A 21021-nucleotide genomic window follows, 5' to 3' on the forward strand; every position below is an offset into this window, starting at 1 on the left:
GCGGCCCGGCACCGACGCCCAAGCAGGTGCCGGGTCCGTCCGACGTCGGAGGTGCAGACGATGACAACGCAGCGCACGCGGTCGCTCGGGCGCCCGACCCTGGACGCGGTCGCCGCCCGCGCCGGCGTGGGGCGCGGCACGGTCTCTCGCGTGGTCAACGGCTCGCCCCAGGTCAGCCCCGAGGCCCGGGCCGCCGTCCAGGCGGCGATCGCCGAGCTGGGGTACGTGCCCAACCGCGCCGCCCGGGCGCTGGTGACCCAGCGGACCGACTCGGTGGCGCTGGTGGTCTCCGAGTCGGGGGATCGGGTCTTCACCGAGCCGTTCTTCGCCGGCATCGTCCGGGGCGTCAGCTCCGCGTTGCTGGAGACCCCGATGCAGCTCTGGCTGGCCATGGCGCAGTCCCAGATCGAGCGGGAACGGGTCGAGCACCACCTGACCAACCAGCACGTGGACGGCGTGCTGCTGCTCTCCCTGCACGACGCCGACCCGCTGCCCACCCTGCTGGAGGAGCGCGGCCTGCCCACCGTGCTCGGCGGCCGGCCGGCCCGGATGCTGCACCCGAACGCCCAGCCGGCCTGGTTCGTCGACGTGGACAACGTCGGCGGTGCCCGGCAGGCGGTGGAGCACCTGTTCGAACGAGGCCGGCGGCGGGTCGCCACCATCGCCGGCCCCCAGGACATGGGTGCCGGCCTGGCCCGGCTGACCGGCTACCGGGAGGCCGTCCAGGCCGCCGGCGGCGAGGTGAACCCGGACCTGATCGAGTACGGCGACTTCAGCGAGGGCAGCGGCACGGCCTGCATGCGCCGGCTGCTGGAGGTCTGCCCGGACCTGGACGCGGTCTTCGTCGCCTCCGACCTGATGGCCTTCGGCGCCCTGCGGGCGCTCCGCGAGGTCGGCCGCCGGGTGCCCGAGGACGTGGCGGTGATCGGCTTCGACGACGCCCCGATCGCCCGGCAGGCCGACCCGCCGCTGACCACGGTCTTCCAGCCGGTGGAGGAGATGGGCCGCCAGATGGCCCGCCTGCTGGTCTCCCGCATCCGCGGCGAGGAGGTGTCCCCGCACGTCCTCCTCGACACCAAGCTCATCCACCGCGCCTCCGCCTGACCGTTGCTGATTCCGTAGTCGGATGTCAGCAATCCCAGCCTTTCGGCTGGGAGAGCCCGTAACGGTGTCACCGGAGCGCGGGTTGCGCTTCGGTGTCCTGATGACGGTCTCGCGTTTCCTGCTGCCGTTGGCGGGGCAGGGTTTCGCCACCTGCCCGCCCACCCGCGGCGTTGCGGCTGCGGGTGGTGGTGCGGGTCTTGTGGTCGGCTCCACGCGGTTTCGGCGCTTGCACGCCCGGGTCTCCGGCCACTCCGGTACCCGTTGTTGCTGCCGTCGCGAGGGCGGCGAGGTTGCGGGCTGCGTTCTCGTCCCGGTCGATAACCAGGTCGCAGGCGTCGCAGGTGAACACTCGGACGTGCAGTGGCAGCTTGGCTTTCACCGTGCTGCAGGCCGAGCAGGTTTTGCTGGAGGGATACCAGCGGTTGGCTACTATCCGCCGGCCGCCGTTCCATGCGGTTTTGTACTCCACCTGCCGGCGGATCTCCGCGAAGCCGGCGTCGGCGATCTTGCGGGCGAGGCGTCGGTTGCGGAGCATGCCGGCCACGTTGAGGTCTTCGACCACGACGGTGCCGTACTCGGCGGTGATGTCGGTGGTGAGTTTGTGTAGGGCGTCGGCGCGTAGATTCGCCACCCGATGGTGCACGCGGTTGCGTTCGGTGTTCGCGGCGAGCCACCGCCTGGACGGCTTCTGCCCGGTGCGCCGGTCCGGCCCCTGACGGCGGGAGACCCGCCGGGACAGCCGTTTGAGTTGCTTGACCGCGCCGTCGTAGTACGCCGGGTTCGGCACGAACCGCACTCTGCCCTGGCTCTCGGCGATCACCGCGAGGCATTTCACGCCCAGGTCCACACCCGCCGCCGCATCCGGACGTGCCGGAGTCCGGTTGGTGGCGCGCTGGATCTCGACCTGGAAGGAGACGAACCACCTGCCTCGCTCGAAGCGGACCGTGGCGGACAGGATGCGGGCGGTGCCGCCTGCGATACGGCGTTGCAGCTTGCGGGTGGACTCGTGGGTGCGGATCGTCCCCAGCCGCGGCAACGTGACATGCCGCCGGTCCGGCTCCACGCGGATGGCGCCGGTAGTGAACCGGCAAGCCAGCCGGGCGGTGTGCTTGGACTTGGGCCGGGGCATGCCCACCCGCTTGCCCTCACGCTGCCCGCGCTTGGACGTGGCGTAGTTGTCGAACGCCGCCGCCGCGTTCGCCAAACCTGTGCTGTACGCCTCCTTGGAGTTCTCCTGCCACCAGCCGGCGAAACGCGGGTCGGTCTTCTTGACCTCGTTGAACACCTTCCGCAACGCCAGCAGCGACCACGGCCGCCACGGCGTCAACTCCTCCTCGGCGATGCCGTACGAGGCCTCCGCCTTGCGCTGCCACCACGACGCCATCACCCACGAGACAGCCCAGTTGTAGGCGGCGCGAGCCGCACCACAGTGCGACCGCAGCCGCTGCTCCTGCGTGACGTTCGGATCCAACGCGAAACGAAACGCCTGGACCACGAAACCGGGCCGCGGCTCGAACTTCTTCACACCAACGGCTCCTCGCCGGTCACGGCGGCCAGAGCACGGGCGGCACGGATCTTCCCCGCCCGCTGCCCGTACAGCCGGGCACACATCGACGTCAACACGTCGGCCATGTCCTCGACCAGGTCGTTCGTGGATTCCTCCGGGTCCAGAACCACCAGGCGACGCCCGGTCGCAGCGAGCGCGGCTTGCAGGTGCTCCACACCGAACCAGGCCAGCCGGTCCTTGTGCTCGACCACGATCACCACCGCAGTCGGGTCGGCGAGGAGACGATGCAGCTTGCGGCGCTCGCCGTTCAGGCCGGAGCCGATCTCAGTCACGATCTCCGCCACGGCCAGACCCTGAGCATTTGGCCCCCTCCACAACCCGCACCGTCTGGCGGTCCAGGTCACCCTTCTGATCCCAGGAGAACACGCGGCAGTAGGCGACCACGCGACCGGCCGCGGACCGCACCTCTTCCACGATCCACGTACCAGACGGCGCCTGACGGACAGGAACGGGCATCTTGCCGTCCTTCACCCACCACCAGGCGGTCTGATAGGTCACGCCCTGCTCGCGTGCCCAGTCTGGCAGCTTCACACCCCACGATACATGTGAATGTTCGACTATGATTGCCCATAAAATCCCGAGCTGTCGCCAACCCCCTTGTCGGGCTGGGCGTAGCGGTCCAGGTAGGCGTCCGTGTTCGAGTGGGGAACGATCAGCAGCGGGGACTCGACCCGCGCCGCGAACCAGTTCTCGGTGCCCTCCTCGGGTCGTGCGGCGTCCCGGAACCTCGCGATGTCGGCCGGATTGTCGAGCACCAGGAAGCCCCAGCCCTGAGAGAAACCTGCCGACGGCGCCCGCAGCGCGTTGTGGACGATGCGCTCGACGACGTCGGGGGTACCCGCCGGTCCGGGTCGTAGCTGCGCACCATGCGTCGCCGCCGGACAACATCCTGAAAATCCATTAGCAACCTAGTTGCTCAGCCGGCCCGACGCGGCCCCACTCCGTCGGGGCCAGCGGCTGCTCGGGTCGCGCCACCTCATGACCGAGACGCTGGTGAGGCACCATATGATCATGAAGCCGTCGATCGGGTGGTCGGGCGGTGAAGCGATCTGCGGGGACGGGATGATGACACGAACGGGAACCCGTCGGCAGGCGGGGCTGACCGCGCTGTACCTCGGCGTCTTCGCGGCCCTCTGGTTCAGCGTGCCGAAGGCGGAGCCGCCGCTGCACACGGTGCTGCTCCTGGGCAGTGTGGCGGCCCTGCTGACCGCGGTCCTCGGCGCTGTCGTCGCCGGTGCCGGTGGTCGCGATGCCGGTGCGCCGCCGCGAGACCGGGCCGCCGACCGGCGCTACCTGCTCATCGTCGGCGTGGAGTTCGCCCTGGCCGGGCTCGGTGCCTGGCTGCTCGGGCTGGCGGGTTGGTCGGCGTTCATTCCGGTGCTCGTCAGCGCCGTCGTCGGCCTGCATTTCCTGCCGCTGGCGCCGGTGCTGCGCGATCGCCTGCTCCGGCCGCTCGGCCTCGCGGTGTGCCTCGTGGCGCTGGTCGGTCTGTTCGTCGGGTTCGGCTCGTCCGCGCTGGTGGGGCCGGTCGTCGGCACCGGCGTCGGCCTGCTGCTTCTCGGCTACGCGGTCATGGCGCTGTTCCGAGCGCGGGTGTCGCCCCGCTGACCGGTCCGTGCCGGTTGCCCAGTTCAGCCTGCTCTCAGCGTGGGCGTGGGAGTTTGCGGGCATGACCCTTGGCAAATCACCGCAAATGCGACAGATGCTCAACAAGGTCCCCGAGGTTACGGTCTACTTCTGGATCATCAAGGTCCTCTCGACCACGGTGGGCGAGACGGCGGCGGACTTTCTCAACGTCAACCTTCACTTCGGCCTGACCGGCACCACGCTGGTCATGGCCGTCGCGCTGGCCGCGGTGCTCGTCTGGCAGTTCCGGGTCCGGCGGTACGTGGCGGGGATCTACTGGCTGGCGGTGGTGCTGGTCAGCATCGTCGGCACGCTGATCACGGACAATCTGACCGACAGTCTCGGCGTCCCGCTTGAGGTGAGCACGGCGGTGTTCGCCGTGGCCCTCGCCGCCACCTTCGGGATCTGGTACCGCAGTGAGGGCACTCTGTCGATCCACTCGATTGTCACCGCCCGCCGAGAGGGCTTCTACTGGGCGGCGATCCTGTTCACCTTCGCGCTCGGCACGGCGGCCGGCGATCTGTTGTCCGAGGGGTTCGACCTGGGCTACTGGCGCTCCGGGTTGATCTTCGCCGCGCTGATCGCCGTGGTCGGGGCGACGTACGCTGGGTCGTGGCTGAACCCGATTTTGGCGTTCTGGATCGCCTACGTGCTGACTCGCCCGCTCGGTGCGTCGCTCGGTGACTACCTCTCGCAGGGGCGTGACGAAGGTGGCCTCGGCATCGGCCCCGTGATCACCAGCGGTCTGTTCCTGGCGACGATCGTTGTCCTGGTCGGCTACCTGGGCGTGACGAGGCGGGATGCGTCGCTCCCGCTCGTCACACGCGACGAGAGGGATCTGGCAGCGCGGCGGTGACCGCGGCGTCGCTGCCCCCACCATGCCCGGGGCCGGCGTCGCCCGGTGGTGCCGTCGGGCGGTACGGCGACGTCGGCCCGAGGGGGAGCCGCGGGTCTGGAGACAGGATGGGAGCCGAACTGGTGCGGGTGCTGGTGGTCGAGGACGAGACCGCTCTGGCGGAGGTGATCCGCGCGGGGCTGGTCGAGGAGGGGCTCGCCGTCGATGTGCAGCACACCGGCCCGGACGGGCTCTGGGCGGCCAGCGAGAACGCCTACGACGTGGTCGTGCTCGACATTATGCTGCCCGGTCTCAGCGGCTATGAGGTGTGCCGCCAGTTGCGGTCGCGCGGCGTGTGGACGCCGGTGCTGATGCTGACCGCGAAGGAGGGCGAGTACGACCAGGCCGACGCCCTCGACCTCGGCGCCGACGACTACCTGACCAAACCGTTCTCCTTCGTGGTGCTGGTGGCCCGGCTCCGCGCCCTGGTCCGCCGGGGTGCCCCCGCTCGCCCGGTGGTCCTGGCCGCCGGTGATCTGACGCTGGATCCCGCGCGGCGGCTGGTCGCCCGGGCCGGGCAGCCGGTCCGGGTCACCGCGCGCGAGTTCGCCTTGCTGGAGTTCCTCATGCGCCATCGCGGGGATGTGGTGTCCAAGACCCAGATCATCGAGAACGTCTGGGATGCCCACTTCGACGGCGATCCCAACATCGTCGAGGTGTACATCGGCTACCTGCGCCGCAAGATCGACCAGCCGTTCGGCCGGTCGGCCATCCAGACCGAGCGGGGGATGGGGTACCGGTTGGCGGCCGATGGCGGCTGACGGAAAGCGCACTACTGGCTTCTCCGGGCCTTCTCCCGCCGGCGGTGCCTACGCTGCGGAAATGGCGGGCAGGCGCGGGTCGTTCAGGGACCTGGTCCGGTGGGTGCGCAGGCGCCTGGGGGTGCGCCTGCGCTCGGCGTTGGCCGCCGCCGTGGTGGTGGCGTTTGCCTTTGCCGTCGGCGCGGCGGCCTTCGTCTACCTGGCCCGCATGGACCTGGTCGGCAACGTTGACGCCGCCGCCCGGCAGCGGGCGGCCGAGGTCGCCTCGGCGGTGGCGGCCGGCGACCAGGCGGCGATTGCCCAGACGTTGAGGCCCAGCCCGGGGGAGCAGACCCTGGTGCAGGTCCTCGGCCCCTCCGGTCGGGTTGAGGCCGCCTCGGCCGCGCTCGGCGGCGCCGCGCCGCTGTCTCCGCTACGCCCCCGCCCCGGCGAGGTGCTGCGCGAGCAGCGGCTGCTGCCGTTCGCCGACGAGGACCCGTACCGGGTGGTCGCCGAAGGGGTCGCCGTCGGCTCCGGCACGCAGACCGTGCTGGTGGCACAGTCGCTGCGGCCGGTGAACGAGAGCACCGAGGCGGTCGCCGCCATCCTGATCGCCGGACTGCCACCGATGCTGCTCGTGGTCGGCGCGGCGGTGTTCCTGTTCGTCGGGCGGTCGCTGCACGCGGTCGAGGCGATCCGTCGCCGGGTCGCCGGCATCACCGCTCGTGACCTGCATGCCCGGGTTCCGGTGCCGACGGCGCACGATGAGGTGGCGGCGCTCGCCGAGACGATGAACAGCATGCTCGACCGGCTGGACACGGCGGCGGCGAGCCAGCGGCGGTTCGTGGCCGACGCCAGCCACGAACTGCGCAGCCCGCTGGCCACCTTGCAGGCCGGCCTGGACCGGCTGGCGCTGAGCCCGCGGACCGCCACCACCGAGGAGTTGATCGGGCTGCTGCGCCTCGAGTCGGAGCGCCTCGGCCGCCTCGTGTCCGATCTCCTGCTGCTCGCGCGCATCGACGAGCTGGGCGCCACCGGGGGCCATGACGACGTCGATCTGGACGACCTGGCCTATACCGAGCGGAGCCGGATCGCCGCCCGCCGGCCCGACCTGACCGTCCGTGCCCACCTCGCTCCGGTACGGGTCAGTGGCGACGCGCACGACCTCAGCCGGGCGCTGCGAAACCTGACCGACAACGCCGCCCGGCACGCGCGCTCCCAGGTGGCGCTGCACGTTTCGGTACGGGACGGGTGGGGTTGCGTGGAGGTCGGTGACGACGGGCCGGGTGTCCCCGAAGACCAGTGGGAGCGCATCTTTGACCGGTTCGTCCGGCTGGACGACAGCCGGGCCCGCGCCGACGGCGGGAGTGGCCTCGGACTGCCGATCACCAGGGAGATCATCGCCGCGCACGGCGGCACCGTGCAGGTCGTGCCCGGACCGGGCCTGAGGGTCCGCATCCTCCTGCCGCTCAGCTGCGGCACCCGGTCGCACTGACCCTGCCGTCGTCCGTTTCAGGCTCTTCTCAGGTGCTGGCGGGCAGGCTGGCGGCAGCCGGCCGTACGGGGGAGCCGGGTCGACCAGGAAGTGTGGTCGGGGGATGAACTACCACCTGTTCGAGCTGATCAACGCCGCCGCCGGGCGCAGCGACCCGGTCGATGACATCTTCGAGTGGGCGGCGATGTGGCTGATCTTCGTCCTCGGCGTCGTGGCGGCGGTCCCCGTGCTGTGTAGCGTGCGGTCCCGACCAGCCGCCGTCGTGCGGGTCGCGGGGGCGCTCGCGGTGGCGTTCGTGGTCGGGCAGGTCGTCGCCGCCGTCAGTACCGAGGTGCGACCGTTCCAGACCCATTCGGTGCACCAGTTGATTCCGCACGCCGCGGGGCCGTCGCTGCCCAGCGACCACGCGACGGCGGCATTCGCGGTGGCGTTCGCGGTGGGGGCGTTTCTGTCCCGGCGGTGGGGGGTAGCGCTGACGGTGTTGGCCACCATCATCGGATTCGCACGTGTCTGGGCGGGGGTGCACTATCCGGCGGACATCCTCGCCGGGGTGTTCATCGCCGCCGCCGCCGTCGCCGTCGTGCACACCGGTGGTCGGGCGTACGACCGGTGGGCGCGGCAGCGGAGTTCGCGCCCGACCGTCGGCCAGTAGCCCGCAGGTTCCCGCCGTCTTGGAGGTGTCCGTGCCATCGCCCCAGCCGCTCCTCGCTGCGGGTCCCACCGTCCTCAACCCGGAATGGCTGATCTCCACCTTCGGACTGATCGGCATTCTGGCCATCGTGTTCGCCGAGTCCGGGCTGCTGATCGGGTTCTTCCTGCCGGGCGATTCGCTGCTGTTCACCGCCGGGCTGCTCGTCGCCGACGGTCGTTACCTGCACCAGCCGCTGTGGTTGCTCTGCCTGCTGGTGGCCGTGGCCGCCATCGCCGGTGACCAGGTGGGCTACCTGTTCGGCAAGCGGGTCGGCCCGGCTCTGTTCCGCCGCCCCAACTCGCGGCTGTTCAAGCAGGAGAACGTGCAGCGGGCCAACCAGTTCTTCGCCCGCTACGGGGCCCGCTCGATCGTGCTGGCCCGGTTCGTGCCTATCGTGCGTACCTTCACCCCGATCATCGCCGGCGTCTCCCGCATGCACTACCGCACGTTCCTGATCTTCAACGTCATCGGCGAAACGCTGTGGGGAGTGGGCGTCACCGTCCTCGGCTACTTCCTCGGCCAGATCGCCTTCGTCAAGTCCAACATCGAGATCATCCTCATCGGCATCGTCGTGGTCTCCGTCCTGCCCATCGGCATCCAACTGCTGCGGTCGCGCCGCCGGGCCGCCCAGGTTGATCCTGTGGACACGGCGAGGGTGCCGAAGGCCTGACCAAGGGCCCCGGTCGCCGCGCGTTGGTCCGGAACCCGGGCCGCTCCCTCCAGCCCTAATGGAGCCAGCCATTGATCCGTTCGCTAAACCGGTCTAGCATCTCCCAAACCGGTTTAGCGGCCGATTGGTCGCTCCAGGACCTGCAGGTACGGGAGGGAGGCCGAGTTGGTGGCCCAACGTCGACCGACGATCACCGACGTCGCCCGTGCCGCGGGAGTCTCCAAGGGCGCGGTGTCCTTCGCCCTCAACGGCCGGCCCGGGGTGGCCGAGGAGACCCGCCAGCGCATCCTGGCGGTGGCGAAGGAGCTGGGCTGGACGCCGAGCCACCGCGCCCGGGCGCTGTCCACCTCCCGGGCGTTCGCGGTCGGCCTGGTGCTCGCCCGTCCGCCGGAGCTGCTCGGCGCCGACCCGTTCTTCCCCGCCTTCATCGCCGGCGTGGAACGCGTCCTCGCCGAGCGGAACCAGGCGCTGGTCCTCCAGGTCGTCACCAGCCAACGGGCGGAGGAGGATGGCTACCGGCGGCTGGCCGCCGACGGGCGGGTGGACGGGGTGTTCCTGCTGGACCTGCGGATCGCCGATCCGCGGATCGCCCTGCTGGAGGAGCTGCGGCTGCCCGCCGTCACCCTCGGCCGTCCCGACGTGGCCAGCCCGTTCCCGGCGGTGCTCGTCGACGACCGGCCGGGGATCGCCGCCGCCGTACGGCACCTGGTCGAGCTGGGGCATCGGCACGTCGCCCACGTCGCCGGTCCGGAACACTTCCTGCACGGTTCCGCACGGCGGGACGCCTGGGAGGACGCGCTCCGGGATGCCGGGTTGCCTCCCGGTCCCTGTGTGCCCTCCGACTTCTCGGCGGCCGGTGGGGCTCGGGCCACCCAGCACCTGCTCGACCTGACCGACCCGCCGACCGCGATCATCTACGCCAACGACGTGATGGCGATGGCCGGCATGGCGGTGGCCCGGGAACGCGGCCTCGACGTACCCGGCCAGCTCTCCGTCACCGGCTTCGACGACACGGAACTGGCCGCCCACATCAGCCCGGCCCTGACCAGTGTCCGGACCGATCCGTCCGGCTGGGGCGGCGTCGCCGCCCGTACCTTGCTCGATCTCATCGACGGCACCGGCGGCCCGGACGTCGAGATGCCTCCCGCGCAGCTCGTCGTCCGCGCCTCCACGGCTGCACCACCACCCACACCACACCAAGCACCGTGACCACGCCGTCCGGGCATCGCCTCGGCCTGGTCAGCTCCGCGTCACGGCAGTCGAGATCGGAGACCGATATGAGACGTACCGTCCCCGCCGCATTCCTCGTCCTCTCCCTCGGCCTCACCGCGGCCTGCGGTGACGGCGGCTCCGGCACCAAGGCCGACTCCTCGGCCAAGGGGCCCATCACCATCTGGCTGTCGAACAACAAGGAGGAGCTGGCCTGGGGTAAGGCCATGGTCGAGGCGTGGAACGGCCAGCACGCCGACCAGAAGATCACCGCCCAGGAGATCCCCGCCGGCAAGTCCTCCGAGGAGGTCATCGGCGCCGCGATCACCGCCGGCAACGCGCCCTGCCTGATCTTCAACACCGCCCCGGCCGCCGTGCCGCAGTTCCAGAAGCAGGGCGGGCTCGTGGCGCTCGACAGCTTCGACGGTGCCGCCGACTACATCAAGCAGCGCACGGGTGCCGCGGCCGACCAGTACAAGTCCGCCGACGGCAAGTTCTACCAGATGCCCTGGAAGTCCAACCCCGTGATGATCTTCTACAACAAGGAGATCCTCGCGAAGGCCGGCGTCGACCAGGAGAAGCCTCCGCTGTCCACGTACGACGAGTTCCTCGCCACCGCCCGTAAGATCAAGTCGTCCGGCGCCGCGCCGGCCGCGATCTACCCGGCCCCGAGCAGCGAGTTCTTCCAGTCGTGGTTCGACTACTACCCGCTGTTCGCCGCGGAGACCGGCGGCAAGCAGCTGGTCGAGAACGGCAAGGCCCAGTTCGACTCGCCCGAAGGGCTGCGGGTCGCGGAGTTCTGGAAGAAGCTCTACGACGAGGGTCTCGCGCCGAAGGAGAAGTACAACGGCGACTCGTTCGCCGACGGCAAGGCCGCGATGGCCATCGTCGGCCCGTGGGCGATCGCGGTGTACGGCGAGAAGGTGAAGTGGGGGGCGGCCCCGGTGCCGACCTCCACCGGCAAGCCCGCGGGCGAGGTCAAGACCTTCAGCGACGCCAAGAACGCCGCCATGTACTCGGCGTGCAAGAACCGCGCCACCGGGTGGGAGGTGCTGAAGTTCGCCACCAGCAAGGAGCAGGACGGCGCCCTGCTGGAGGCCACCGGTCAGATGCCGCTGCGGGCGGACCTGCCGTCGACCTACCCGGACTACTTCACGAAGAACCCGGCCTACAAGAGCTTCGCCGACCAGGCCGGACGCACCGTCGAGGTGCCGAACGTGGCCAACTCCATCACGATCTGGCAGACCTTCCGCGACGCGTACTCCGAGTCGGTCATCTTCGGAAAGCGGCCGCTGCCGGATGCGTTCTCCGAGGCCGCGAAGAAGGCCACCGGGCTGGCCGGGCAGTCCTGATGTCCGGGCCGCTCAGTCGGGAAGTCTCCCGGCGCGGCCCGCGGCGCTGGGTGGCGGCCGTTCTCGGTCGCCACCCGGTCGGCGCGGTTCTCGTCGCGCCGTATGCGGTGTTCCTCGCGCTGGTGTTCGCCTACCCGTTCGGGTTCGCGGTGTGGATCAGCTTCCACGACTACTTCTTCACCGCACCGGGCGTGCCGGTCGACCGCCCGTTCGTCGGGCTGGCGAACTACACCGCCGTCCTCGGTGATCCGGCCGTCCGGCAGGCGTTCGGGAACATCATCGTGTTCCTCCTGATCAACGTGCCGCTCACCACCGTCCTGGCGCTGCTGCTGGCGAACGCGCTCAACGGCGCCATCCGCGGACGCACCTTCCTCCGGGTGGCCTACTACGTGCCGTACGTGACCGCGAGCGTCGCGGTGGTGGGCGTGTGGCTGTTCCTGTTCAACTCCGGCGGCCTGGTCAACAAGCTCCTCGGTCCGCTGGCGCCGGACCCGTCCTGGCTGGTCAGCGAGCACCTGGCGATGCCGACCGTCGCGGTCTACGTCGCCTGGAAGCAGCTCGGCTTCTTCATCCTGCTCTACCTGGCCGCGCTGCAGAACGTGCCGAACGAACTGTACGAATCAGCGGCGGTGGACGGGGCCAGCCGATGGCAGCGGTTCCGTTCGGTGACCGTGCCGGCGGTCCGCCCCGCCACCACGCTCGTCGTGATCGTGGCGACCATCACCGGCGCGAACCTGTTCACCGAGCCGTACCTGCTCACCGGCGGCGGCGGGCCGAACGGCGCGTCCGCGTCGCCGGTGCTGCTGATGTACCAGCGCGGCATCGAGCAGGCGCAGCCCGATGTCGCGGCTGCCATCGGCGTACTCCTCGTGATCGGGGTCGTCGTCGTCTCGCTGATCAACCGGCGGATCCTGGAGAGGCCCTGATGACACGCGTCGTGCCAGACATCGCGCCGCGTCCCGTCGAGAGGCGTGGCAAACCCCAGACCGGCGGACGGGGTTCCGGCCGCGGCTGGACCGTGCTGCGGCCGATCCTGCTCGCCGCCGGCGCGGTGGCGTTCCGCTTCCCCTTCTACTACATGCTCATCGGTTCGCTGCAGGCCGAGCCGGACACCTCACCGGCCGGCGCCCTTCCGTCGGCCGACCTCACCCTCGGCAACTACCGCGACATCAACGAGCGCATCGACCTGCTCCAGTCGCTGGTCAACTCCGGCATCTTCACCGGCGGCGTCATCCTCGCCACGGTGGTCTTCGGCGTGCTTGCCGGCTACGCCCTGGCCCGGCTCAGCTTCCGCGGACGGGGCGCGCTGTTCGGCCTGGTGCTGCTGGTCCAGGTGGTGCCCTTCCAACTGCTGCTGATCCCGCTCTATGTGCTCATCGTGCGCAGCTACGGCCTGGCCGACTCGTATCTCGGCATGATCCTGCCGTACGCCATCAACACCACGGCGGTCTTCGTCTTCCGGCAGTTCTTCCTGCAACTGCCCGACGACCTGTTCGCCGCAGCCCGGACCGACGGCGCGGGTGAGGTCCGCATCCTGTGGTCGATCGCCCTGCCGCTGGTCCGCCCGGCACTGCTGACCGCTGTGCTCCTGACGTTCATCGGGCCGTGGAACGAGTTCCTCTGGCCGTTCCTGATCACCAAGCAGGCCGACATGCAGCCGCTGGCCGTGTCGCTCGCCAATTACATGACCAACGTCGCCGCGCGGACCGCCAACCCGTACGGGGCGATCCTGGCCGGCCCCTGCGTCCTCGCCGCCCCGGCGGTGGCGCTGTTCGTCGCCTTCCAACGGCACTTCACCTCGACCAACATCGGATCTGGCGTAAAGGGTTGAATCGTTGACTGTCTCCACCGCCGTCCCGTACACCCTCACCCGGCTGGGCGTCGTCATGGCGCCCGAACCGGGGGAGCCGCTGGAAGCCGAGGGGGTGCTCAACCCTGCCAGCGGACGTACCCCGGACGGGAAGCTTCACCTGTTGCCGCGGCTGGTCGCCGAGGGCAACGTCTCCCGGGTCGGGTTCGCCGAGGTCGAGTTCCGCGACGGCGTACCGGCCGGGGTGCTCCGGCGCGGCGTGGTCCTCGCCCCCGACGAGGGCTGGGAGCGCGGGTTGAACAACGCCGGCGTCGAGGATCCGCACACCACCTGGGTGCCGGGCCTCGGCCGGCACCTGATGACCTACGTCGCCTACGGCCCGCTGGGCCCGCGCCTGGCCCTGGCGGTCTCCACCGACCTGCAAACCTGGCGCCGGCTCGGTCCGGTGCAGTTCGCGTACCAGCCGGGCCTGGACACCGACCTGAACCTGTTTCCGAACAAGGACGCGGTCTTCTTCCCCGAGCCGGTGCCCGGCCCGGACGGCCGCCCCTGCTACGCGATGCTGCACCGGCCGATGTGGGACCTGGGCTGGTTCCGGCCCGGTGAGGGGGTGCACCTGCCGGCCGGGATCACCGACGAGCGGCCCGGCATCTGGATCTCCTACGTGCCCGCCGAGGAGGTGCACGCCGACCTCCGGGCGCTGGTGCGGCTCCGCGACCACCGCTGCGTCGCCCTGTCCGAGTTCCCTTACGAGGAGCTGAAGATCGGCGCCGGCCCGCCGCCGGTGCGGGTCGACGAGGGCTGGCTGCTCATCCACCACGGGGTGACCGGCCACATCCCCGACACCTTCGACCCCAGCACCCAGCAGGTCGAGTACGCGGCCGGCGCGATGCTGCTCGACCCGGCCGACCCGGGCCGGGTGCTGGCCCGGACCGCCGAGCCGATCCTGGTGCCCGAGACCGAGGACGAGCGCTCCGGCACCGTCCCGAACGTGGTCTTCCCGACCGCGATCGAGGAGGTGGACGGGGTTCCGTACGTCTTCTACGGCATGGCCGACGCCAAGATCGGCGTCGCCCGGCTCGACCGTGTCCGGTGACCGGGTTGGTGGTGCCGGCGGGGCGGGTCCGGTGACCGGCCCGGCCGCGCTGCGCCTCGGCCTCGTCGGGGCCGGCGGCTTCGCCACCTTCCTCACCGGCGCCCTGCGGGACCTGCCGGACGTGACGGTGACCGTGGTCGCGGACCCGGACACCGACCGGGCCGGGCGGCTGGCCGCGAACCTGGGCGCCCGGCCCGTGCCGGACTGGCGGGCGCTGGTCACCGCCGACGACGTGGACGTCGTGGTAGTGGCCACCCCGCCGGCCGGGCACGCGGAGACCACCCTTGCCGCGCTGCGCGCCGGCCGGCACGTCTTCTCCGAGAAACCCCTGGCCACCAGCGAGGACGAGGCCCTCGCCATCCGGGACGCGGTCGCCGCCACCGGCCCCGTCCTGGTCGTCGACCACGTGCTGCGCTACAACCCCGTGCTGCGGGCGCTGGCCCGGCTGCGCGACCCCCGGTTCGCCGCGCCGCCCGGCAACCGGTCCGACCCGCTGCTCGGTCCGGTCCGGCGGCTCGCCTTCGAGAACGACGCCAGCGACGAGGACCTCGGCCCGGAGCACTGGTTCTGGGACGAGCGGGTCAGCGGCGGGATCTTCGTCGAGCACGGGGTGCACTTCTTCGACGCGGCCGACGCCCTCGTCGGCGCAACCCCACAGTCGGTGCAGGGCATGCTCGGCCACCGCCCCGGCGGCGACCTGGTCGACCTGGCGGTCGCCACCACCCGCTACCCGGACGGCGCGGTGGCGACCTTCGCGCACGGCTTCAGCCACGCCCACCGCTGCGAGCGACAACTGATGCGGATCGACTTCGGAACCGCCGAAGCCCGGGTGACCGGCTGGATCCCCGTCCACGCCGCCATCGACCTCTGGACCGACGACGCCGGCGCGGCGCTGGTCGAGCACCTGCCGGCCCGGGCCGAGGAACTGCTCGCCGTCGACGGCCACCGGTTGCGGGACCCGGCCGTCAGGGTGGCGGTGCACCGGCAGGCCGGCCCGGCCGCCGCCCGGGAACGGGGCCGGCAGCGGCAGTTGCCGCACCACTGCCGGATCACCCTCGACCTCGGCGGCGAGGCCGCCAAACCGTACGTCTACGCCGAGAGCGTGCGCGCCGCCATGCACGACCTGGTGCGCTGCGTCCGCACTGGCGGCCGGCCCGCCGCCGGAATCACGGAAGGCGCCACGGCGGTCACCGTCGCCGCCGCGGCCGCCCGCTCCGCCCGCGAGGACCGCACCGTCCATCTCGGACCGCCGACCACCGCCTGCCCGTCCTGACCGAGGAGATCAAGTGAAACGCCGATCGCTGCTGCTGGGCGGCCTCGCCGCCACCACCCCACTGCTGGCCGCCACCCCGGCCGGCGCCGCCCGCCCCGCCGGCGCGCCGAGCACGACCCCGCTGACCAACCTCGCCCACCTGGACTTCCTCCGGCAGGACGTCACGCCGCCGCAGCAGCCCGGACACACCACCTACCGGCTCGCCGACACCCCCGCGGTCGGTGCGCTCTGGACCTACGCCGAACCCGGGCCGGACGGCGCCTTCCGCCGGGTCGGCGGCGGCGCGTACGACCCGGACCGCGACACCTGGGGGCAGGGGGCGTACAACGCCGACGACATCTCCCGCGCCGCCGTGGTCTACCTGCGGCACTGGCGACTGACCGGGGCCGCCGCCAGCCGGGACGCCGCCTACCAGCTGCTGCGCGGCCTGACCTACCTGCAGACCGCCGACGGCCCGTACGCCGGCAACGTGATGCTGTGGATGCAGCCGGACGGCACGCTCAACCCGAGCGCCGAGCCTAAGGAGCTGCCCGACCCGTCCGACAGCGACGCGTCGTACTGGCTGGCCCGGACCATCTGGGCGCTCGGCGAGGGGTACGCGGCGTTCCGCGACACCGACCCGGACTTTGCCGGTTTCCTGCGGACCCGCCTCGACCTGGCCGTCGCCGCCGTGCAACGCCAGGTGCTCGTCCGCTACCGGCAGTGGCAGGTCATCGACGGGGAACGTACCCCGGCCTGGCTGATCGTCGACGGCGCGGACGCCACCGCCGAAGCGGTCCTCGGACTCGCCGCCTACGTCGACGCCGGCGGTGGCGCCACCGCCCGCCGGGCGCTGCGCCAACTCGCCGAGGGCATCGCCGCACTCGCCGGCGGTGACGTGCGGGAATGGCCGTTCGGTGCGGTGCGTCCCTGGGCGCTGTCCCGCTCGGTCTGGCACGGCTGGGGTGCGCAGATGCCCGCCGCGCTCGCCCGGGCCGCGCAGGCCCTCGGCGACCGGGCCCTGCTCGGCCCCGCCGTCACCGACGCCGCCGTGTTCACCCCGTGGCTGCTCACCTCCGGCGGCCCGGACAACGGCCGGCTGCCAACCCGCACCGACCGCACCCAGATCGCCTACGGCGTCGACTCGCGGGTGCAGTCGCTGCTCGCCGTCGCCGACGCCACCGGACGGTCCGGCTTCGCCCAGCTCGCCGCCCTGACCGCCGCCTGGTGGTTCGGCGCCAACCCGGCCGGGACGCCCGGCTACGACCCGCACACCGGCCGGGCGATCGACGGCATCAACGGCGACGGGCAGGTCAACCGGAACTCCGGCGCCGAGTCCACCATCCACACCCTGCTCAGCATGCTCGCCCTGGACGCCCGGCCGGAACTGGCCGCCCTCGCCCGCCGCACCGAGATCGTCGAACGGGTCGGCACGCTGACCCTGGAGGCCGAGGACGCCTCTCTCCAGGGCGGCGCCACCGTGGTCAGCCCGCCGTCGGCGTGGACCGGGGAATCGCTGATCAGCGGCAGCTACGTCGAGCTGCCTGCCGGGGCTGGGCTGCGCTGGCAGCTCCCACCGGCCGACCAGCCCCGGCTGGTGCTGCCGGTGGTGGACCTGCGCCCCGGCGTGCCGGCCCGGACCGTCTGGGGCAGCGACGCGGGACCGCTCGGCGAGGTCGACCACGCCCGGGTCGGCGCCCAGGGCAACTCCCCGGCGCCGGGCGCGCTGCTGCCGGTCACCCTGCCCCGCGAACTCGCCGCCGACGCCACCGAACTGACCGCGCAGGCCACCGCCGCAGGCCCGGCCGCCGTTGACGCGGTCCTGCTGGAACCGCTGGTCTCCCGACTCACCCTGGCCGGCGACGGGCACCGCACGACGCTGCTGCGCAGCGCCGCCCGGACCGCCCGGACCGTGGAGGTCACCGCCGGCGGCACCGGAGTGGCCACTGTGGAGGTGTACGACGCGGCCGGCGAACTCCGCTCGCGGCACACCAGCTCCGCCACCCAATTGCGGGTCACGGTCCTGTCCGGTGGTTTCACCCTGGTCCGTCGGTGACCCGGTCCACGCCGGGGCGGCCATGGTGGCGCGGCGGTGTCTGCTACCAGGTGTACGTCCGCAGCTTCGCCGACTCCAACGGAGACGGGACCGGTGACCTGCCCGGGGTGACCGCCCGCCTGCCCCACCTGGCCTCCCTCGGCGTGGACGCCGTCTGGCTCACCCCGTTCTACCCGTCACCGATGGTCGACGGCGGGTACGACATCGTGGACCATCGCGACGTCGACCCGCTCTTCGGCAGTCTCGCCGACCTCGACGCGCTCGTGGCCGAGGCGCACCGGCTCGGCCTGCGGGTCGTCTGCGACCTGGTACCCAACCACACCTCAGACCGGCATCCCTGGTTCCGGGCGGCGCTCGCCGCACCGCCGAGCAGCGCCGCCCGCCGCCGGTACGTCTTCCACCCCGTGGACAAGGACCACCCAGACCGGCCACCCAACGACTGGCGGTCGGCGTTCGGCGGGAGCGCCTGGCGGCGGGTGCCGAGCCCGGACGGCGGGCCCGACGAGTGGTACCTGCACCTGTTCAGCCCCGAGCAACCCGACCTGAACTGGGACGACCCGCAGGTGCCGGCGGAGTACGCGGACATCGTCCGGTGGTGGCTCGACCGGGGCGTGGACGGGCTGCGTATCGACATGGCACATGCCCTGTTCAAGCACCCGGATCTGGTCGACGCCGGCGCCGGTCAGCACACCGAGTTCCGCCGCAACCACCTCATGCCGTTCTTCGACCAGGCGCCGCTGCACACGTTGTACCGGCAGTGGCGGGCCATGGTCGACGCCATGCCGGGGGAGCGGGCGCTGATCGGCGAGGTGTGCCTCTTCGACGCCGACCGGCAGGCCCGCTACGTCCGCCCGGACGAGCTGCACCAGGCGTTCACCTTCGAGTTGCTGGAGTGCGACTGGTCGGCCCCGGCGCTGCGGGACACGATCGGGCGCACGCTCGAGGCGTACCGCCGGGTCGGTGCCCTCCCGGCCTGGGTGCTGAACAGCCACGACGCGGTCCGGACCCTCACCCGTTACGGCGGGGGAGAGCGGGGGCTGCGGCGGGCCCGGGCCGCCGCCCTGCTGATGCTGGCGTTGCCCGGCGCCGCCTACGTCTACCAGGGCGAGGAGCTGGGGTTGCCGCAGGTGGACCTGCCCGACGAGGCGCTGCGCGATCCGCTGTGGGAACGCTCCGGGCGGACCCTACGCGGGCGGGACGGCTCGCGGGTGCCGATCCCGTGGACGGTCGACGACGGCACGTACGGCTTCTCGCCCGACGGCGCCGACCCGCCGTGGCTGCCGCAGCCCGACGGCTGGGGTGCCTTGAGCGTGCAGCGGCAGACCGCCGACCCTGAGTCCACGCTGGCGCTCTACCGGTCGGCGATCCGGTTGCGCCGAGCGTTGAGCGACGGCGCGGCCGACGAGCTGACGTGGTGGGACACCGGGTCGGACGTGTTGGCGTTCCGGCGCGGCGACGGGTTCGGCTGCGCGGTCAACGTCGGCGACCGGGCGGCGCCGCTTACCGGAGTCGACCGGGTGCTGCTGGCGAGCGCGCCGGTCCCACCGGCCTGCCGGTCCCTCCTGCTGCCGCCGGACGCCGCCGTCTGGTTCGTTCCCGCTTGACCCGCGCCGCCCCGCCGGCGATGAGCCCGCCACAACCGTCCGCCATGATGGCGGGCGACGGGGTGCCGTGGCAGTCGGGGGTGTGACTGTCGGACCGCGCCGGCAGGGAAGGGAAGGAGACGACCCGATGGGACAGCTGGTGCCACGCGAGGCGGTGGCGTTGCTGGGACAGGCCCGGCGGGTCGTGATCTTCACCGGTGCGGGCATGTCGGCCGAGAGCGGGGTGCCGACCTTCCGCGACGCCCTCACCGGACTGTGGCAGCGGTTCGACGCCCAGGCGCTCGCCACGTCGCAGGCGTTCCGCGACGATCCGGCGCTGGTCTGGGGATGGTATGAATGGCGGCGCAGCATCGTCGGGCGGGCCCGGCCGAACCCGGGGCACCTGGCCGTGGCCGCGATCGAGGCCCGTGTCCCGGACGGCGCCCTCGTCACCCAGAACGTCGACGACCTGCACGAACGGGCGGGCTCGCCGGCGCCGGTCCACCTGCACGGCAGTCTGTTCGCGCCGCGCTGCGTGGCCTGCGCCCACCCGGCGCCGGTGCCGGCCGAGGAGGAGCCGGCGGAGGGGCGGCGGGTGCCGCCGCCCCGATGCGCGCACTGCTCGGCGCCCGTGCGGCCCGGCGTGGTGTGGTTCGGTGAGGCGTTGCCGCAGGAGGCGTTGGCCGCCGCGGTCGAGGCGACGTCCTCCTGCGATCTGCTGCTGACCGTGGGCACCTCCGGTCTGGTGTATCCGGCTGCGGAGATCCCCCAGGTGGCGGCCCGCTTCGGCGCCGCGGTGATCCAGGTCAACCCGGAGGAGACGCCGTTGGATGCGGTGGCCGACGTGAACCTGCGCGGCCCGGCCGCCCGGGTGCTTCCGGCCCTGGTGGAAGCGGTGTGGGGCGGCACCGACCCGGCGTGACACCTCCCGGTGCGCGACGATCCGGCCCGTTGCGGACACTGTCGACAATCCGACAGCTGCAGCGGTGAGCGCGGTAGTGATCGTCCCGCCTCGGTAGCCCGCCAATGTAACTCTGACCTGGGCATATGTTTGATTCATGCGGTGGGGAGCGGCAGTCGATCGAGCGGCTCGGCCGGCATGCGCGACCGGATGGTGTCGCTTCCACGGGCTCAAGCTGCCGGCATGCCGTTGGCGGCATCCCGGCCGCGTGTTCGATGCCGCGCCGACGGCGTCGTCGGGTGTGTGCCGGCTTCGGGTTCCATCAGCTTCCGGGCGTCGACCCTGGGCGCGCGCCCGCAGGAGAGGAGCACACCCGTGGGAAGCATCCATGAACGGACCAGCCAGCGGGTCTACGAGCTTGCCGTCCTGGTCACCGCGCCGGTGTGTGGCGTCCTGTTGGTCGTGCTGCGCGTCCGGCCGCAGTCGGTGGAGGTGGCGATGCCCGAGGCCATCCGGGTCTGCTGGGAGTTCGGCCTGATCGTGGTCGGCGTCGCGGGGCTGCTCGGCATGTTCTGGCCGGGGCAGCTCGGCACCGGGCTCGGCATCGAGCTCGCCGCGGTGCTGATGCTGGGCGCGATCGCCGCGATGTACGTCGTCGCGGTCCTGGTGGTCGCCGGCGCGCAGGCGGTGGTGGCCGCCTCGTTCGTCGGCGCGGTGGCGATCGGCTCGTGGCTGCGCTCGATGGAGATCGTGCGGTCGCTGCGCTGGATCATCCGCATGCATCAAGCCGGCATCGAACCGTGGCCGTAGGCGAAGACATGATCATTGCGCAGACGCCCAGCTCTCCCTACTGGGCGCAGGTTCTGATCTCGACGCTCGGACTGTTCGGCGGCGCGAGTGGCCTCGGGGTGCTCGCCACGATCGCCGTGCAACGGCGGAAGGTCAGCTTCTCGGCCCTGAAGGACTCCGTTGGG

Annotated in this window: 18 protein-coding genes and 2 pseudogenes; 17 read left to right on the forward strand and 3 right to left on the reverse strand. The window is 71.8% G+C overall.

Translation table 11 applies throughout. The features are described from left to right. Window positions 1-60: 60 nt before the first annotated feature. On the forward strand, window positions 61-1104 hold the full coding sequence (locus A6A27_RS16075; RefSeq protein WP_073835423.1) for a LacI family DNA-binding transcriptional regulator: 1044 nt from the start codon (window positions 61-63) through the stop codon (window positions 1102-1104). Window positions 1105-1171: 67 nt separating this feature from the next. On the opposite strand, the gene tnpB is transcribed toward A6A27_RS16075, so the two are convergent. The 3 genes and pseudogenes from tnpB to A6A27_RS42195 form a co-directional block, all read right to left on the reverse strand. Continuing rightward, window positions 1172-2629, reverse strand: coding sequence for an IS607 family element RNA-guided endonuclease TnpB (gene tnpB, locus A6A27_RS16080; protein ID WP_073835424.1), 1458 nt, complete (start codon window positions 2627-2629; stop codon window positions 1172-1174). After that, a pseudogene (locus A6A27_RS16085) lies at window positions 2626-3202 on the reverse strand (IS607 family transposase). The gene tnpB and the pseudogene A6A27_RS16085 overlap by 4 nt, the downstream one beginning before the upstream one ends. Window positions 3203-3249: 47 nt before the next feature. Next, a pseudogene (locus A6A27_RS42195) lies at window positions 3250-3572 on the reverse strand (nitroreductase family protein); the annotation flags it as partial. Between the two features lie 164 nt (window positions 3573-3736). On the opposite strand from A6A27_RS42195, the gene A6A27_RS16095 reads away from it, so the two are divergent. The 16 genes from A6A27_RS16095 to A6A27_RS16170 all read left to right on the forward strand — a co-directional run bounded on the left by A6A27_RS16095 (window position 3737) and on the right by A6A27_RS16170 (window position 20857). Then, window positions 3737-4279 carry a hypothetical protein gene (locus A6A27_RS16095; RefSeq protein ID WP_073835444.1) on the forward strand — a complete coding sequence of 181 codons (543 nt, stop codon included), beginning with the start codon at window positions 3737-3739 and terminating at the stop codon, window positions 4277-4279. Window positions 4280-4286: 7 nt separating this feature from the next. Next, window positions 4287-5153, forward strand: a complete 867-nt coding sequence (locus A6A27_RS16100) for a COG4705 family protein (RefSeq protein WP_241825278.1) — start codon at window positions 4287-4289, stop codon at window positions 5151-5153. A 122-nt stretch (window positions 5154-5275) separates the two neighbouring features. Further along, on the forward strand, window positions 5276-5953 hold the full coding sequence (locus A6A27_RS16105; RefSeq protein WP_073835446.1) for a response regulator transcription factor: 678 nt from the start codon (window positions 5276-5278) through the stop codon (window positions 5951-5953). 61 nt (window positions 5954-6014) lie between these two features. Continuing rightward, complete coding sequence (locus A6A27_RS16110) at window positions 6015-7427, forward strand: sensor histidine kinase (protein WP_073835426.1); 1413 nt, start codon at window positions 6015-6017, stop codon at window positions 7425-7427. A 103-nt stretch (window positions 7428-7530) separates the two neighbouring features. Continuing rightward, the gene (locus A6A27_RS16115) at window positions 7531-8079 is read left to right on the forward strand and encodes a phosphatase PAP2 family protein (protein ID WP_073835427.1); all 549 of its coding nucleotides are present in this window, start codon (window positions 7531-7533) and stop codon (window positions 8077-8079) included. Window positions 8080-8110: 31 nt separating this feature from the next. Beyond that, a complete protein-coding gene (locus A6A27_RS16120; protein WP_073835447.1) occupies window positions 8111-8788 on the forward strand; it encodes a DedA family protein in 678 nt (225 codons plus the stop codon). A gap of 168 nt (window positions 8789-8956) precedes the next feature. After that, window positions 8957-9997 (forward strand): LacI family DNA-binding transcriptional regulator, encoded by a 1041-nt coding sequence (locus A6A27_RS16125; RefSeq protein ID WP_073835448.1) that lies wholly within the window; start codon window positions 8957-8959, stop codon window positions 9995-9997. A gap of 68 nt (window positions 9998-10065) precedes the next feature. Further along, window positions 10066-11349: an extracellular solute-binding protein gene (locus A6A27_RS16130; RefSeq protein WP_073835428.1), complete on the forward strand. Its 1284-nt coding sequence runs from the start codon at window positions 10066-10068 to the stop codon at window positions 11347-11349. Next, a complete protein-coding gene (locus tag A6A27_RS16135; RefSeq protein ID WP_073835429.1) occupies window positions 11349-12275 on the forward strand; it encodes a carbohydrate ABC transporter permease in 927 nt (308 codons plus the stop codon). Before A6A27_RS16130 ends, A6A27_RS16135 begins: the two co-directional genes overlap by 1 nt. Then, complete coding sequence (locus A6A27_RS16140) at window positions 12275-13180, forward strand: carbohydrate ABC transporter permease (RefSeq protein ID WP_083672636.1); 906 nt, start codon at window positions 12275-12277, stop codon at window positions 13178-13180. Before A6A27_RS16135 ends, A6A27_RS16140 begins: the two co-directional genes overlap by 1 nt. Before the next feature lie 4 nt (window positions 13181-13184). Beyond that, window positions 13185-14255, forward strand: a complete 1071-nt coding sequence (locus A6A27_RS16145; protein ID WP_198940318.1) for a glycoside hydrolase family 130 protein — start codon at window positions 13185-13187, stop codon at window positions 14253-14255. Between the two features lie 31 nt (window positions 14256-14286). Then, entirely contained in the window at window positions 14287-15528 is a 1242-nt protein-coding gene (locus A6A27_RS16150) for a Gfo/Idh/MocA family protein (RefSeq protein ID WP_073835451.1), read from the forward strand. A 13-nt stretch (window positions 15529-15541) separates the two neighbouring features. Then, on the forward strand, window positions 15542-17563 hold the full coding sequence (locus A6A27_RS16155) for a hypothetical protein (protein WP_073835430.1): 2022 nt from the start codon (window positions 15542-15544) through the stop codon (window positions 17561-17563). Beyond that, the gene (locus A6A27_RS16160; protein WP_073835431.1) at window positions 17560-19167 is read left to right on the forward strand and encodes a glycoside hydrolase family 13 protein; all 1608 of its coding nucleotides are present in this window, start codon (window positions 17560-17562) and stop codon (window positions 19165-19167) included. Before A6A27_RS16155 ends, A6A27_RS16160 begins: the two co-directional genes overlap by 4 nt. Window positions 19168-19294: 127 nt before the next feature. Further along, window positions 19295-20068 (forward strand): SIR2 family NAD-dependent protein deacylase, encoded by a 774-nt coding sequence (locus tag A6A27_RS16165; protein ID WP_073835432.1) that lies wholly within the window; start codon window positions 19295-19297, stop codon window positions 20066-20068. Between the two features lie 354 nt (window positions 20069-20422). Beyond that, a complete protein-coding gene (locus tag A6A27_RS16170; RefSeq protein WP_073835433.1) occupies window positions 20423-20857 on the forward strand; it encodes a hypothetical protein in 435 nt (144 codons plus the stop codon). The last annotated feature ends 164 nt before the right edge of the window (window positions 20858-21021 follow it).

The sequence above is a fragment of the Micromonospora sp. CB01531 genome (genome assembly GCF_001905095.1).
Classification (GTDB): Bacteria; Actinomycetota; Actinomycetes; order Mycobacteriales; family Micromonosporaceae; genus Micromonospora.

What these genes read in the sequence shown, in the direction of transcription:
- A6A27_RS16095 (WP_073835444.1), top strand. Translation starts at nt 3,737, where the DNA reads ATGACACGAACGGGAACCCGTCGGCAGGCGGGGCTGACCGCGCTGTAC.
- A6A27_RS16130 (WP_073835428.1), top strand. Translation starts at nt 10,066, where the DNA reads ATGAGACGTACCGTCCCCGCCGCATTCCTCGTCCTCTCCCTCGGCCTC.
- A6A27_RS16135 (WP_073835429.1), top strand. Translation starts at nt 11,349, where the DNA reads ATGTCCGGGCCGCTCAGTCGGGAAGTCTCCCGGCGCGGCCCGCGGCGC.
- A6A27_RS16115 (WP_073835427.1), top strand. Translation starts at nt 7,531, where the DNA reads ATGAACTACCACCTGTTCGAGCTGATCAACGCCGCCGCCGGGCGCAGC.
- A6A27_RS16075 (WP_073835423.1), top strand. Translation starts at nt 61, where the DNA reads ATGACAACGCAGCGCACGCGGTCGCTCGGGCGCCCGACCCTGGACGCG.
- A6A27_RS16110 (WP_073835426.1), top strand. Translation starts at nt 6,015, where the DNA reads ATGGCGGGCAGGCGCGGGTCGTTCAGGGACCTGGTCCGGTGGGTGCGC.
- A6A27_RS16140 (WP_083672636.1), top strand. Translation starts at nt 12,275, where the DNA reads ATGACACGCGTCGTGCCAGACATCGCGCCGCGTCCCGTCGAGAGGCGT.
- A6A27_RS16165 (WP_073835432.1), top strand. Translation starts at nt 19,295, where the DNA reads ATGGGACAGCTGGTGCCACGCGAGGCGGTGGCGTTGCTGGGACAGGCC.